The sequence below is a fragment of the Bradyrhizobium huanghuaihaiense genome (assembly GCF_007830635.1).
In the GTDB taxonomy this organism is placed as follows: domain Bacteria; phylum Pseudomonadota; class Alphaproteobacteria; order Rhizobiales; family Xanthobacteraceae; genus Bradyrhizobium; species Bradyrhizobium huanghuaihaiense.
On the sequence record NZ_VLLA01000042.1, the window covers coordinates 1 to 15,201 of the forward strand.

The window sequence follows — 15,201 nt, forward strand, 5'->3', positions numbered from 1 at the left end:
CGTCTTGCGACGGTCTCAGTCTCGTTGCCGAGACACAGCGCAGACCTCCCGAGGTAAGACCGACCGCCTTCACCGCACGCCCGCCGAATTTACCACCCCGACCTTTGATGACCTTGGACTTCGCGATCAATTGCTCGCTCGTCCGGCCGGGTAGGCCTCGTTATCCGGTGTTTGTCCATCGGGCCGCGGCTTTGCTCCACGCTTTCTTCAGACCCCACCTCACGATGACGCCCTTGCGCTTCGCTAATCCTTCGCCGCCATCAGGCTGGATAGAGGACTTCCACCTCCAAGCTGTCGCTCATACTCGGCACACAAAGAAAAGCCCCGGCGGTTTCCCGCCGGGGCTCTCTGTCAGGTCGTTAGACCGAACTTACCAGTTGCGCTGAGCGCGGAGGAGCAGAACGACCGAGTTCTGATCCTTGAGCTCGTAGGTCGCGACCGGCTTGGCCGGAACCGGGACCAGAGCGGCCGGGGTCACCGTACCAGCATACTTCTGGTCGAGATGGGTCCAGGCGAGGTCAGCCGAGAACGTCAGGTTCTTGACCGGGGTCCAGCGGGTGATGATACCCGCCTGGGCGATCGCGAAGTCCGGGTTGCACGACGTCACGCCGGCAAAGCCAGCACCGATCACGCCACCACCAGCACCACCGGCGCCGCACAGCGTGGTCTTGGCCAAGGTGCCGAACTGCGCCTGAGCGTAAGCACCGTAGATCGCCGTGTTCCAGTAGGGATCCCAGTTATGGGTGTAAGCACCGCGGAAGCCCCAGGTCTTGACGGTCTCCTGCGAGCTGCCCGTGATGAACACGGTGTCCGGAGCCGAGGCATAGCCGAGGCTCTGGTAGGCAGTGCTTGAGCCGCCGAACATCACGTAGGTGCTGCCCGCCAGGTTCTGGAAGTTGTAGCGGGTCGCGCCGTCGGTGTAGACGCCCTGGATGTTGATCACGTCACCCGCACCAGTCGGGATGTTCTTGATCGACAAAGCGAGCTGAACCGCCCAACCCCACTTGTCGTCGGGGTGGCCAGTGGGCTCGGTCGCGCCGTAGTAAGCGACGTGGTTGTCCTTGGCCGCAACCGACGCCTGGAAGAGGCCCCAGGCCTGGTCGACACGAACCTGACCGACGATGTTCGGCGAACGCGAACCGCCGATGGCGTTGGAGCCGTAGGAGGCACCGAGGACGCTCGACGCGGTCGCACCGGTCATGTTGAGGTTGCCGGCCTGCATGTACGAGGTCGGATCTTCCAGCGAGATCGCCGCCGTGATGCCCTGACCGAAGTCAGCGGTGTAGGAGAACTGGTTGATACCAGTGACCGTGCCGCTGCCGCCGACGAGACCGTCGAAGTTGTTGCCGGGATAGTTGGTCCAGGGCGCGTCGAACTGCGACACGGCCTTACCCATCGTGAAGCCAGCGAACTGGATGAAGGCGTAGTACACGCCGAGCGAACCGGCCGAGGTGTTGCCGTCGGTGCCGTTCACCGAGCCACCGCCCGAGCCGAAGAGCGACGTGGTGGTCGCGCCAGGGGTCGTGGCAGTCGCCAGCGCGCCGCTGTAGGCGGTGGTGCCGGTCGCGCTGCCGGTGCCGACGTAGTTGCCGGTGGTCCAGGAGAACACGCCGTCGAAGAAGGTACGGACGACGCCGTACTCGGTCGCGGTGCGCGTGTCGATGTTGAGGTCTTCACGAGCGCGCGCGGTGTAGTAGTTCGTCAGACGGTTGCGCGCACCGTTGGCGCCCTGGGTCGAGACGTTCTGGTTCAGGGTGAAGTCCGAGTTGGTGCCCAGCGCGACTTCGGCGCGCAGGTAACCACCCAGCTTGATGCAGGTGTCAGTGCCCGGGATGTAGTAGAATCCGGCACCGTACAGGGAGCAGATCTTCACGTATTCGACCGCCTTGGCCTTCACGGGGAGATCGGCTGCCTGCGCTCCGCCAACGGCGATCAGACCCGCCGCTGAACCGAGCAAAAGGCTCTTAACCAACTTCATGTTAAACCTCCAAGTTTGCTCTATAGGGAAGGTTCCGGATCCGCTGGGTGACGACACCCTAAGGTTGGTTCCCTTGTCCCTTAACTCACCGCTTAGTCGCTTCGCGCCTTCGGACACACCCGCTGAACGCGAGGGACTTAAGCGAACCACCTAAAACGGGACGACCTCGGGATGCCCCCCTCCGTCGCTCAGTCACAATTACCGAACGTCCTTGCACACACAACAACAGAACGCTTCAAGACGGGCCTATGAAGCTCGTTTTCCGACGGGTGTTGCACAAATAACACGCAGATGTGATCACGGCGCCCTCGCAACATACTGTTTTTTCTGATGTTTTCGAGACGGTTCCATTCGCCTCTGAAAATCCTCAGTTGAGGCGGCGCGGACGGAGCGTCGTCCCTTTGCGGTTCTGACGCGGTCGAATCGTGGAATCGGCCGGAGACTCAGGCGGCACGCCGGCCCGCCGCGAAATGGCTCACCTGGCAAGGTCACGGCCACGACAGCAGCCGCCAGAAGGACGCCGGTCGACGCGGCAGTGGACATTCATATGAAGTGGCTCGGATAGATTGGCTCGGACCGGCACTGGGCCACCAGGCCGGCCGAAACAGCCGGCATCCGGCGCCAGCCCCTTCTTCCCAATCAGCGTCCTCGATCCCCGTCGGGCGCCAGTCCGGGAACCCGGGAGCGGGCGGAGCGGCTGTGGTGCGTCCGTGTCAGCAATGGGGGCGGCAGGCGTAGGACGGCCTGCTCACCCAAGCGCCTGAATTTCGATCTGGTCCGGCGGCAATCCAGCTTGATGCCTTTGAAGCATTGCCTCGTAGGCCGCCTCCAAATGCTTCGTATAGAGAGGCGCATCAAACAGCGACGTTGTCCGGTTCTCTTGCAGCCTGTTGCGAATGGCCTGAAGCCTTTGCTTGTTGCGCGCCAGGTCGATCGCGAGCGCTTCATATTCCTCGCGTGTCCGCGTGATCAGCTCGGGCAGGCCAGCGGCCTCAAGCAAGCTCGCGGCGACGCGGCCTGCGAAACCATTTCCGATCTGCGTCAGGACGGGCAGACCGGCCCACAGCGCATCGCTGGCCGTCGTATGTGCGTTGTATGGCAGTGTATCCAGAAACAGGTCGGCAAGGCGATGGCGCGCCAGATGGTCGGAGGATGATGAAAGGCGCCTTGCGAACACGAGGCGGTCCGGATCGATGCCGAGGCGTCCTGCTTCCTTTCTCAGGTTGGATTTTGCCATTTCCGCCATATCGGACAACCACAACACCGACTGGTCCACGCTCCTCAGGATATTCATCCAGCTGCCGAAGACGGACGGATTGATCTTGTAGGCATTGTTGAAGCAGCAAAACACCGTCCATTCCGGCCGCAGATCGTGATCGGCCCTGTCGCAGGCCGTCTGGTCGATGGCCTGTCCCCTGCTGTCGCGCGGCATGAAACTGCCAGGCAGGCGAACGACCTTCTCTTCAAAGAACGGGGCGCTGGATTCCGGCAGCACGACCTTGTCGGCGATGATGTAATGCGCGAGGTCCTTGCTTCCCAATGTCCCTGCGAATCCGAGGTAATTGACCACAATCGGAGCTGGACCGGATGCGAACAGCGACAGCCTGGCATTGTGCGTATGTCCGGCAAGATCGACGAGGATGTCGATCCCGGCATCGTTGATCGCTTGCAGGACCTCACCGTCGTTCTTGTGCTGACAATCGATGAAGCGATGGAAGGAGCCTTCCAGCCGCTTGCGCAATTCGCTGTCGTCCCCCGGACCGATCGAGAAGGCGTAGGTCTCGAAGCGGTCGGTGTCGTGGCTCTCGAAAATCCCGGCGGTCAGGTAGCCGACCGGATGCTCGCGCAAATCGGGCGAGACATATCCGACCCTAATCCTGTCGTGCCTGTTGCTCTCCCCCTTCGCGCCTGGTTTCGAGAATTGCGGGAGCTTTGCGGCGACCCATGCTCTGGCGCATCGGAGATGATCGTCAGGAGAATCCGTCAGCGACAGCAATGCAAAGGGAGAGCTATTCGCTTTCCCCGCCCGGATTGCCGCCGTCAAATGACTGATCTCTTCCTCCAGATGATCCCAGTTGCACAAATGCATCTTTGCATAGAGACGCAACCCCTCGATGCCTTCGAGATCAGGATTGATGGACAGGGCCTTGTCGTAAGCGGCAAGAGCCTCGTCGAAGCGCCTGAGATCGGTGAAGACATTGCCTCGACCAATCCAGGCCCCTTCCAGTTCAGGCTTGGTCGAGAGTGCCTTGTCGAAAGCAGCAAGAGCATCCTCGTAGCGCTTAAGCCCCCACGCAACATTGCCTTGACCGAGCCATGCTTCGGCGAGGTCGGGCCTGATCGACAGCGCCCGCTCATAAGCGGCAGATGCGCCATCATAGCGCTTGAGCTCGGTGAGAACGTTGCCCCGGCCAAGCCACGCCTCCGCCAGATCAGGCCTGATCGACAGCGCCTTGTCATACGCCGCGAATGCTGCGTCGTAGCGCTTCAGATCGCAGCAAACATTGCCGCGGCCAAGCCAGGCGCCCTCCAGATCGGGCTTGGTCGACAGCGCCTTGTCGTAGGCGGCAAGCGCGTCGTCGTAGCGCGCAAGGCCCCAGAGAACATGCCCCCGCGCAACCCACGCATTCGCCAGATCGGGCTTGATCGCCAGCGCCTTCTCGTAGGCAGCAAGCGCTTCGTCATGGCGCTTGAGATCGGCCAAGACGTCACCTCGGCCAATCCATGCGTCCCCGAACCCAGGCTTGCCCGACAGCGCCCTGTCGTAGGTTGCAAATGCCTCGTCATGGCGCTTGAGATTCCGCAAGGCATTGCCGCGGCCGAGCCAGGCATTCTCCAGATCGGGCTTGATCGCCAGCGCCTTGTCGTAGGCGACGAGAGCGTCTTCGTAGCGTTGCAGTTTTTCGAGGCAATTGCCCTTGCTCACATAGGCATCGGCGAAGTTCGGATTGTAGGCTATCGCCTTGTCGAATTGATCGATCGCGTTCGAATAGTCTCTCGCAAACTCGGCGAGGATCGAACCTCGGTTGTGGTAGGAAAGAGGATTGCGCGGATTCACCGCCAAGGCGCGCGAAAAATACGTCAGCGCCTCCTGGGGGCGATTCAGGGATTTGAGCGCATAGCCATAGTTGCTGAGCGCTTCGTCACTGCTTCCATTCAGGCCGACCGCCGCCTTGAGATGAATCTCGGCCTCCGAAAACCGGCCCTGCATCAGCTTGATCACGCCGAGGAAGTGCTCGACGTCAAAGATGTTCGGGGAGGATCTCCTGATCTGCTCGAGTATTTTTTCCGCTTTCGCCAGGTCCCTGCCCTGAAAGGCATCGACGGCACGCCGAAATTTGGCCTGCAACTCGTTCGCCAAGCCATTCCTCCCTCAATTCAACTCGTTGACCATAGCAACCGGTCCCGCCAACGCCCATCCGGGCGGCCGCTGCGGCGCTTATTCCGCCGGGAGCATCGTTACCAGAATCGGCGGGCCGTCCGAGCGAATACGGTCAAGGAGCAGCTCGCTCCACGCGCGACAGCAGGCACTTGGCTATAAATCAATTAGATTCAAAGCGTTACTGGGGCATCGCGGAGACGAGCGAATTCCCAGCTCGATAGGCTCTGCCGTACAACTCTATCGATTCTGCAGTAAATCCAGCTACTTACGCCAGGAGGAGCACCCCACGCGCAAGAAACAGCCTCACGATAAATGCCAGACATTCCGGCCCCCCGCGCCTGTTCTCGCGGCGTAATGGTTCTCGTCCCGAAAGCAAGCCGGCCTGTTTCGAAAATCGCTGGGAATATTCGAGCGCAATCACGCGCTTACAAATTGACCGGCCCAACGAATTAGAGGCATAAGGCTCGCACCGGAGAGGTGGCCGAGTGGCTGAAGGCAACGCTTTGCTAAAGCGTCATACGGTCTCAAGCTGTATCGAGGGTTCGAATCCCTCCCTCTCCGCCACCCAACAGCAGCAGCATCAACAAAGTCTGTGGGCTCTTTCAGCTGAAGGCGGCCGCCGATCGGCTCCGGAAGCCCCGCGCCAGCACCAGCGCCGCCGAGCTCAGGCCGATTCCCGATGACCTTATATATGTGTGTCCGCGCCTAGCGGCCGGACCGCCAGATGCGCCAATGCGACGGCGAAATCAGCACCGGCTCGTTGGCCCAGACGTTGAACCAGACGCCGCACCTGCGGCGAACCGGAAAGGTCCAGGGCACGATGCCCGTCTTGTGCGGCCGTCCGAGTTCCAGATCGCAGTCATCGGGAGCGATCTGAATCGGCAGCCATTGTCGTTTGGTGTCGTGGGTGTTCATGCCGCGCGGGTTTCTTAAGTGGCGGCACGACGAAAGATTTGATTCAGCGCAACAGGTCCGCCCGTGAAAACACGGGGTTGGATGCGATTCTCGGTTCAAAGCGGGTTTCGAGCGAAGTCGATATCGGCTCGCGCAAGAACCGCGCATCAAACAGGGACCGAGAGCCCGGTCCGGTTCCATCGGACCGGAAACGGCTCTAGTGCGCGGAAACCCACGCCCTCGCGTCGCGCTGCGCAGCCGAGATCTCGGCATCCGACATCTGGCCAGCAACTTCCTGGCGGAGCGCCACGGCGTCCTTGCGGCCCTTCAGGGCAGCGAGGTTGAACCATTTGTGCGCGGCGACGAGATCGACGAGGCCGGAGCGGCCGCTCGACCAATAGATCCCGCGCTCGAACAGCACGTCCGACAGCGCGCTGGCATCGATCGGCGTCGCCATCTCCAGATCGAAAGTACCCTGAAACATAACGCATCCCCTTTTTTCTTGTGCCGCCTCGTTCCCCCGAGCGCGGCCCCCGTCCAACTCTGATTTGCATGATCCCTTCTGGGATCGTGCACTGTTCAACTCTTCCCCAAGTCTTCTCGTCGAAGTCTTCTTGCCCAAGCCGTTTGCCGGCTTGTTGGAGGCGATGATGGCGGGCAAATTTGAATGGCAGTTTAAGTATCGCGATGAAGCAGACGTAAACGCGAGCGCGCGGCGCCTGCGCGCAAAATTCAAAAAGTCCCCGATTTGCAGGCACTTCTGCGATTCGTCAGATTCTGTTTACCGCAGGATTTTGGGACATCGATAACCATCGCGCGCGGTGGTGCGCGTCCTGCGGTTACAATTTGTGGGAGCGGCTCACCCGAAGAGCCCCGCGTGGCCGCCTCGTGCGGCGGCACCACTCGCAGCCACCAATGCCGGCCGGCGCGAGCTCGGGTCTGGGGAATCGGTCTTGGTGGGCTTGGCGCAGTCGCCCGAGCCATGACCGTCACGGCAATCGCCGGTTCGCCGCAGCCATCGTCTGCCCCAAGGCAGCACGACAGAAGCGGCGCGGACGCGTCGCGGTCAGATCAGCAATGTGGGAAAGGGGATGCCGGCAATACCCCGGCCTCAGGGAGAACGAGGGCGTCGGCGAACACGTCAGGACCAGATTTCACGTCGACCCGAAGGCCGCTTGTGAAATTGCGGAGCCCCGGAAGGAGAACCGCACCGAACGAAGAAAACTCGTTTCTTCTGCCGGACCGTGAAAGAGAACGGCCCGACCGTTGACCTGATGTCTCGCCGACACCCTCTATCGTCGACCAGAACCTCTGGGAGGCGCTGATGACGTGCCGGCTGCTCTAAGAGCCGGCAACTTCAGAAGCGAAGTTACTTCTTCTTCTTCGCGACCTTGCGGGTCTTCTTCGCAGTCTTCTTCACTGCGCTCTTCGCCTTCTTCGCCTTCTTCGCTTTCTTGGCCATGTTGCCCTCCGATGTGTGAGATGGCTTTAATCGCTGCGTGCACTCGGGGATCGAATGCACTCACCCCAAATACACCAACACGACGAAAAAAACATCTTCTCACTTAAGGAAGTGTTGACGGCGCGGTGCGCGTGCGCCAGCCGCGCTTGATTTGCCGACACGCAGAGACACGCGTCCGCGATTGCAAATGCTTCTCGCAGCATCGACGTCGTCCAGCGCAGTGATTGCAGAAAAACTCTATGCAGCAAGTACTATTCTGCGCGCACACATCACGCGTGATCAGTGCGATGAAGTGCACTGCAATGCGCGCTATCGCCTCGCAGAGGCGAGTCGCGGACTCTGAGTCGCGATTTTTGGCAACGAAATTATTTTCATGCTTAACGGCGGAAGCGCTCGTCAGAGCGTGTGCAAGTCGCCGTTTCGCGCGAATCGCGCGACGGCGATTCGGTGGCGCTGCGCGCCCTCAGCGGGTGATGTTTGCCACCAACGATGCGCACGAACGTCGCATCGCGAAGCCGTCGCGAGGTGACGGAGCGTGTCCGCCACCTCGTTCGAACGCGTGAGCCTAGACGCCGAGCTTGGACTTGAGCAGGTCGTTGACGCTCTGCGGGTTGGCTTTGCCGCCCGACGCCTTCATCACCTGGCCGACGAACCAGCCGAGCGACTGCGGCTTGTCCTTCACCTGCGCGGCCTTGTCGGGATTGGCCGCGATGATGTCGTCGACCACCTTCTCGATCGCCGAGAGGTCGGTGACCTGCTTCATGCCGCGGCTTTCGACCAGCGCGCGGGGGTCGCCGCCTTCCTGCCAGACGATCTCGAACAGATCCTTGGCGATCTTGCCCGAGATCGTGCCCTCACCGATCAGGTCGATGATCGCAGCAAGCTGCTCGGCATTGACCGGCGAGCCCGTAATGTCCCGGCCTTCCTTGTTGAGACGGCCGAACAGCTCGTTGATCACCCAGTTCGCTGCCATCTTGCCGTCGCGCGCGCGGTTGGCGAGCTTGTCGAGCACCGTCTCGTAGAATACCGCGCTCTCGCGCTCGGCAACGAGCACGCTCGCATCATAGGCCGACAGGCCGAAATCGGCGACGAAGCGCGTCTTCTTCTGGTCCGGCAGCTCCGGCAACTCAGCCTTCAGCTCGTCGACGAACGCCTGGCTGAACTCGAGCGGCAAGAGGTCGGGATCGGGGAAGTAGCGATAGTCGTGCGCCTCTTCCTTCGACCGCATCGAGCGCGTCTCGCCCTTGTTGGGATCGTAGAGCCGCGTCTCCTGGTCGATTTGGCCGCCTTCCTCGAGAATCTCGATCTGGCGCCGCGCCTCGTACTCGATCGCCTGGCCGATGAAGTTGATCGAGTTCATGTTCTTGATCTCGCAGCGGGTGCCGAGCGGCCCGCCGGGCTTGCGCACCGAGACGTTGACGTCGGCGCGCAAGGATCCCTTCTCCATGTCGCCGTCGCAGGTGCCGAGATAGCGCAGGATCGAGCGCAGCTTGGTCACATAGGCCTTGGCCTGCTCGGCGTCGCGGATGTCCGGTTTTGACACGATCTCCATCAGCGCCACGCCGGAGCGGTTGAGATCGACATTGGACATGGTCGGCGAACGGTCGTGCAGCAGCTTGCCGGCGTCCTGCTCGAGATGCAGGCGCTCGATGCCGACGGTGACGCTGCGGCCGCCATCGAGCTCGACCAGCACCTCGCCCTCGCCCACCACAGGCGATTTGTACTGGCTGATCTGGTAGCCCTGCGGCAGGTCCGGATAGAAATAGTTCTTCCGGTCGAACACCGAACGCAAATTGATCGTCGCGTTGAGACCGAGCCCGGTCCGGACAGCCTGCCTGACGCATTCCTCGTTGATGACGGGCAGCATACCCGGCATCGCCGCGTCGACCAGCGACACGTGGCTGTTCGGCTCGCCGCCGAATGCGGTGGAGGCGCCCGAGAACAGTTTTGCGTTCGAGGTCACCTGGGCATGGATCTCCATGCCGATGACCATCTCCCAGTCACCGGTGGCGCCTTTGAGAAGCTTGTGGGGGGTGGCGGATGCGTTCATGGCGTTACTGGTCCGTTGGCTGTTCGCCGTTCACTCGCGTCGAGAAACCCGTTGAGCGACCGAAGCACGTCGGCCGGCCGGCGCAGCGCGATCTCGGGGCGGCCCATCACCTCGATCTCTCCGAACAGCGCCGCGACCTCCGGAGAGGAAGCAAACACGAAGCCGTCGAATGAAGTGCTCTGGCCCTCGAAATCGCTGGATATCTCGACCCGATAGCCCTGCGCTTTGAGACGATCGACCACCTCGCGATGGAGGGCCTGCGAATGGGTTGCAATAAATAGATAATCGACGCGGCGCTTGGTCAGCACGCTCTCCGCGCCTTGCAGCATCTCGACTTCAAAGGCCTGGATATCGGCATGCAATATGTCGATATGCTTGATCTTCCTGTCCCGGAAGAAGGCGTCGACCTCGAACTTGCCGTTGCCGACGAAGGCCTTGATGAACTCACCCTTCAGTCCGTTGCGCGCGAAATTATCCTGTCCGGTCTTCAGGCAAGCGGGGTCCGGCTCGACCAGGATGACTTCTGCCTTGGGGCGGACCTTCTTGAGCCACATGGAGTAGTGGCCCCAATAGGCGCCGAGCTCGATCATCGCAGGCGTCTCGCCCAGCCGCTTCAGCAGCTCCTGAAAGACGTACTCCTCCAGCGGCTCGTGGACGCCGCGATTGATCATGAGCACGCTGCTGAAGGGTCCGTAATACGCGCCGGGCCCGATGCCCGGGACCTTCAGGCCGTTATGCAGATAGACCTGGTCGCCTTCGACATGACCAGCCATCGGGACGCGTTCAATCAGAAGGTTGAGGGGATCGGAAACGATCTCGCGAAAACGGCCGAACAGATCCTCGGGCTTCGCCTTGGGCCCCTTGAATCCAGACTCGCTCATGCCGGCGCACTCCCACTCAGCGCGTTGGCGATGCGCTGCCATTCTGCTTCAAGCGAATCCTTTGCCACGGGCTGTCCGGCCTGGCGATACCAATAGCCGGCGTTGCCGAGATCACCCTCGACCCGATGCAGGTAGGCGTGCACCCAGGCGGCCTCGCGGCTGCTGTCGTCCTGAACGATCCCGTGCGCACGGTCCCAGTCGCCCTTGGCGGCCCACCAGAGGCCGGCGAGCGGTGCGCCGAGTTCCGGCGCAGGTGCTGCGTCGTCGAGGCTGGCGATGAACGCCGCCATCGTCACCACCACCTCGCGGGCGTGAAGCGGCCTGCCGCCTGCTCGATCACCTCGCCGAGCGAGAACAGCGTCTCCTCCTCGAATGGACGGCCGATCAGCTGCAGGCCGAGCGGCAGGCCCTGCGTATCCTTGCCGGCGGGCACGGCGATACCCGGCAGGCCCGCCATGTTCACGGTCACCGTGAAGATGTCGTTGAGATACATCTCGACCGGATCCGCATCTTCGCCGCTCTTCTCGCCGATGCCGAAGGCAGCCGACGGCGTCGCCGGGGTGAGGATCGCGTTGACGCCCTTGGCGAAGCAATCCTCAAAGTCCTTCTTGATCAGCGTACGCACCTTCTGGGCGCGCAGATAATAGGCGTCGTAATAGCCGGCCGAGAGAACATAGGTGCCGATCATGACGCGGCGGCGCACCTCGGCGCCAAAACCTTCGGCGCGAGTGTTTTCGTACAGCTCGATGATGTTCTTGGCCTGCTCGCGCAGGCCATAGCGGACGCCGTCGTAGCGCGCGAGGTTGGAGGACGCCTCCGCCGGCGCCACGATGTAATAAGCCGGCAGCGCATACTTCGTGTGCGGCAGCGACACTTCGACGAGCTCGGCACCCGCCGCCTTCAGCCACGCCGCGCCCTCGCTCCACAGCTTCTCGATCTCGGCCGGCATGCCGTCGAGACGATATTCCTTGGGGATGCCGATCTTCATGCCCTTCACGGACTTGCCGATCGCGGCTTCGTAATCCGGCACGGGGATGTCGACCGAGGTCGTGTCCTTCGGATCGTGCCCGGCCATCGAGCGCAGCAGCATCGCGCTGTCGCGCACGCTGCGTGCGATGGGACCTGCCTGGTCGAGCGAGGAGGCAAAGGCGACGATGCCCCAGCGCGAGCATCGGCCATAGGTCGGCTTGATGCCGACGGTTGCGGTGAACGCCGCCGGCTGGCGGATCGAGCCGCCGGTATCTGTCGCAGTCGCACCCATGCACAGCAGCGCCGCCACCGCCGAGGCCGAGCCGCCGGACGAGCCGCCCGGCACCAGCGTCGTGTTGCTGCCGTCGCGCCTCCAGGGATTGCCGACGGGACCGAAGCACGAGGTCTCGTTCGCAGAGCCCATCGCAAACTCGTCATTGTTGAGCTTGCCGAGCATCACCGCGCCGTCGCGCCAGAGCTGTGAGGTGACGGTGGACTCGTAGGTCGGCACAAAATTGCCGAGGATCTTCGAGCACGCCGTGGTGCGCACGCCCTTGGTCGCGAACAGATCCTTGATGCCGAGCGGGATGCCGGCGAGCGGACCCACATCGCCCTTGGCGATCCTGGCGTCGGCCTCGCGCGCCATGCTGCGCGCCTGGTCGGGCGTCTCCAGCACGAAGGCGTTGAGCACACGCGCAGCTTCGATCGCGCTCAGATGCGCGTCGGTCAGCTCGAGTGACGTGAAAGTCTTGTCGGCGAGACCCTTGCGGGCCTCGGCGAGCGTCAGCGATGTCAAATCGGTCATTTATTGATCGGGCTGCAGAAGAACGGAGACAGGGTCTTGTCGTTGGCCGGGTCGTCTTTCTTGGCGGCGGCTTTCGCGGCCGCCTCGATCTCGTCGAGCACGGCATTGACGGCGACATTGGGGTCGGCAGCCCTGCCCTGCCGCTCCATCTTGTCGAGGTAATTCATGTAGGCCTGATAGGCCTTCTCATCGTCGCATAGCAGGCACATCGGACCTAACCTGTTTATTCAACGACCTTCGGCACCAGAAAGAAGTGACCTTCGGTCGCCGGCGCGTTGGCAACGATATCGTCGGCGATCTCGCCGTCATTGACCACGTCCTGCCGCTTCTTCATCTGCATCGGGGTCACCGAGGTCATCGGCTCCACGCCCTCGACATTGACCTCCGAGAGCTGCTCGACGAAGGCGAGCATGGCGTTGAGCTCGCCCTGCAGATGCGGAACCTCGTCCTCGGAAACCGCAATGCGCGCCAGATGCGCGATGCGGCGGACGGTAGCGGCGTCGACGGACATTATATAAGGCCTCTCACAGCAAAACCTATGTGCCGTATAGCAGAGGCCGCTTTTGCGCCGCAACCGGCCCTGGGGGCCTATCCGGACAGCGCTTTCAGGCGAGCCAAGGCCGATTTGGCCAGATCACGGGTCAATTCAGCCGCAGGGACCTCGCGGCCCAAGGCAATGGCTTGTCCGGCAAAGAGATTGGTGAAATCGACTTTGCCCTGCTTTTCGGCAGCCGCCTTCAGCGGTCCGAGCGGGGTGGCGGCATGCGGGAAGGCCGGCGCATCAGGCGAAATCGGGCCGATCTCGCGCATGACACGGTTGGGGACACCACGCGCTGGACGGCCGGTCACCACATTGGTGATGACGGTCGTATCGTCCCCCGCCCGTGCCAGCGCCAGGCGCGCTGCCGGGCTTACCGTGGACTCCGGGCAGCGCAGATATGCTGAGCCGATTTGCACCCCAGAAGCACCCAGTGCGAATGCCGCCGCGATGCCGCGTCCGTCGGCGATGCCGCCGGCCGCGATGACAGGTACCTTCACCGCGTCAACCACCTGCGGCACCAGCGCGAATGTGCCGGGTTGCTCGGCGACATTCTCGGTCAGGAACATGCCGCGATGGCCGCCGGCTTCCGCGCCCTGCGCGATAACGACGTCGGCGCCGTTCTCCTCCAACCAGATCGCCTCTTTCACGATCGTGGCCGACGACATAACGACGGCGCCAGTGGCCTTCACGCGCTGAAGCAGTTTCGGCTCCGGCAGGCCGAAGTGGAAGCTGACGACCTCCGGCCTCAATTCTTCGACCACCTCGCAGAACGCGGCATCGAACGGCGCGCGGTTGGCGGCCGCGATCGGCGTGGCCGGATCGAGGCCATACTCCGCGTAATAGGAAGCCAGGCGCTGCTTCCAGCGCGCCTCGGCTTCCGCCGAAAGCTCGCGCGGCTTGTGGGAGAAGAAGTTCATGTTAATCGGCGCCGAGACATGCTGGCGGATGATGTTGACCTGCTCGCGCGCCTTCTCGGCCGACAGCATCGCGCATGGTAGCGAGCCGAGCGCGCCGCCCTTCGCTGCCGCTATCGCGAGCTTTGCATCCATCGCGCCCGCTATCGGCGCCAGCACGATCGGGAATTCGGTCTTGAAGAGATCGATCAGTCGACGGTCAGGCCACATGGTTGTTCTCTCTCGTTTTCCTTACCCTCCCCCTCCAGGGGAGGGTGAAGAAGTTTGCGCCGCGACTACCGAGTTTCTCCTGCCGGCGAGAAGCTGCTCCGCCTCCACCGCAATCCGCTCGACGATCTCCGCCGCCGGTGGAATATCATGAATCAATCCGGCCGCCTCGCCCGCGATCACCGCGGCGACGTCGAAATTGCCTGCCGCCTTTGCCGCCGCATATTCAGCCGCGACTGCGGCAACATTCTGCATCAGCTCGACCTCGCGCCCGATCCAGCGCCGCGCATGGTCGTTGACCAGGCACCGTCCCGTGAACGGCGCCGGCCAGACATTGTTGCGCGAGAGATCGAAGATGATGCCGCGCACCGTCGCGCCGCTGTTCGCTGCGCAGATGCGCCGCTTGGCCTCCTCCGCGCCGTCAGCCTCCTGGCTGGCATAGAAGCGCGTGCCGAGAAGCACGCCGCTCGCGCCCAGCATCATCATCGCGGCGAGCCCGCGCCCGTCCGCGATGCCGCCGGCCGCGACGACAGGCACACGGCCCGCGGCGAGATCGACGATCGCAGGCACCAGATCGACGGTGGTGCGCGAGGCGCCGTGACCGCCCGCCTCCGTCCCCTGCGCGATCAGGATGTCGGCACCGGCGTCGAGCGCCTGCCGCGCCATCACCTCGTCCTGCACCTGACAGATCAGGCGCGCACCGGCGGATTTGATCCTCGGCGCGAACGGCGCGGGATCGCCGAACGACAACATGATCGCAGACGGCTTGGCGGTGAGCGCGACATCGAGAAGCTCGGGCTTTCTGGCGAGGCTCCAGGTGATGAAGCCGATCCCGAACGGCGCACGCAGTTCGGCGAGCTTCGCCGTCTCCTGCTCCAGCCACGCCTGCTCGCCGTAGCCGCCGCCGAGAATGCCGAAACCGCCGGCACGGCTCACAGCCGAGACCAGACGACTGCCGGCGACGACATCCATCGGCGCCAGCAGGATCGGATGCTCGATCTCGAGCAGCGTGGTCAACGGTGTCGCAATCGGCATGGCTCCTCCCCGATCTGGACAGCGAGACTAGGTCCGACTAGCATTCTCGAAAAATGAATTGTTGCGAACGCTGCCATCTCAAA

Annotated in this window: 12 protein-coding genes and 1 tRNA gene; 1 reads left to right on the plus strand and 12 read right to left on the minus strand. The window is 62.6% G+C overall.

Translation table 11 applies throughout. From position 1 onward, the window contains the following. Nucleotides 1-370: 370 nt before the first annotated feature. Entirely contained in the window at nt 371-1,978 is a 1,608-nt protein-coding gene (locus tag IQ16_RS40950) for a porin (RefSeq protein WP_026312233.1), read from the minus strand. Between the two features lie 748 nt (nt 1,979-2,726). Next, complete coding sequence (locus IQ16_RS40955; RefSeq protein ID WP_018644564.1) at nt 2,727-5,339, minus strand: O-linked N-acetylglucosamine transferase family protein; 2,613 nt, start codon at nt 5,337-5,339, stop codon at nt 2,727-2,729. A 492-nt stretch (nt 5,340-5,831) separates the two neighbouring features. On the opposite strand from IQ16_RS40955, the gene IQ16_RS40960 reads away from it, so the two are divergent. Continuing rightward, a tRNA-Ser gene (locus IQ16_RS40960) sits at nt 5,832-5,924 on the plus strand. Nucleotides 5,925-6,065: 141 nt separating this feature from the next. Here IQ16_RS40960 and IQ16_RS40965 read toward each other — a convergent pair. The 10 genes from IQ16_RS40965 to IQ16_RS41020 all read right to left on the minus strand — a co-directional run bounded on the left by IQ16_RS40965 (nt 6,066) and on the right by IQ16_RS41020 (nt 15,118). After that, a complete protein-coding gene (locus tag IQ16_RS40965) occupies nt 6,066-6,275 on the minus strand; it encodes a hypothetical protein (protein ID WP_018644563.1) in 210 nt (69 codons plus the stop codon). Between the two features lie 196 nt (nt 6,276-6,471). Next, nucleotides 6,472-6,738: a hypothetical protein gene (locus IQ16_RS40970; RefSeq protein WP_018644562.1), complete on the minus strand. Its 267-nt coding sequence runs from the start codon at nt 6,736-6,738 to the stop codon at nt 6,472-6,474. A 1,543-nt stretch (nt 6,739-8,281) separates the two neighbouring features. Further along, entirely contained in the window at nt 8,282-9,766 is a 1,485-nt protein-coding gene (gatB, locus tag IQ16_RS40985; protein WP_018644561.1) for an Asp-tRNA(Asn)/Glu-tRNA(Gln) amidotransferase subunit GatB, read from the minus strand. Then, on the minus strand, nt 9,763-10,647 hold the full coding sequence (locus tag IQ16_RS40990; RefSeq protein WP_018644560.1) for an FkbM family methyltransferase: 885 nt from the start codon (nt 10,645-10,647) through the stop codon (nt 9,763-9,765). The genes gatB and IQ16_RS40990 overlap by 4 nt, the downstream gene beginning before the upstream one ends. After that, on the minus strand, nt 10,644-10,937 hold the full coding sequence (locus tag IQ16_RS40995) for a hypothetical protein (RefSeq protein WP_208751666.1): 294 nt from the start codon (nt 10,935-10,937) through the stop codon (nt 10,644-10,646). Before IQ16_RS40995 ends, IQ16_RS40990 begins: the two co-directional genes overlap by 4 nt. A 2-nt stretch (nt 10,938-10,939) precedes the next feature. Continuing rightward, nucleotides 10,940-12,421: an Asp-tRNA(Asn)/Glu-tRNA(Gln) amidotransferase subunit GatA gene (gene gatA, locus IQ16_RS41000; RefSeq protein ID WP_018644558.1), complete on the minus strand. Its 1,482-nt coding sequence runs from the start codon at nt 12,419-12,421 to the stop codon at nt 10,940-10,942. Beyond that, nucleotides 12,418-12,630: a hypothetical protein gene (locus IQ16_RS41005; RefSeq protein ID WP_018644557.1), complete on the minus strand. Its 213-nt coding sequence runs from the start codon at nt 12,628-12,630 to the stop codon at nt 12,418-12,420. Before IQ16_RS41005 ends, gatA begins: the two co-directional genes overlap by 4 nt. Nucleotides 12,631-12,644: 14 nt before the next feature. After that, a complete protein-coding gene (gene gatC / locus IQ16_RS41010; protein WP_008548395.1) occupies nt 12,645-12,932 on the minus strand; it encodes an Asp-tRNA(Asn)/Glu-tRNA(Gln) amidotransferase subunit GatC in 288 nt (95 codons plus the stop codon). Nucleotides 12,933-13,009: 77 nt separating this feature from the next. Then, on the minus strand, nt 13,010-14,086 hold the full coding sequence (locus tag IQ16_RS41015) for an NAD(P)H-dependent flavin oxidoreductase (RefSeq protein WP_018644556.1): 1,077 nt from the start codon (nt 14,084-14,086) through the stop codon (nt 13,010-13,012). Between the two features lie 21 nt (nt 14,087-14,107). Continuing rightward, nucleotides 14,108-15,118, minus strand: a complete 1,011-nt coding sequence (locus tag IQ16_RS41020; RefSeq protein ID WP_018644555.1) for an NAD(P)H-dependent flavin oxidoreductase — start codon at nt 15,116-15,118, stop codon at nt 14,108-14,110. Nucleotides 15,119-15,201: the final 83 nt, after the last annotated feature.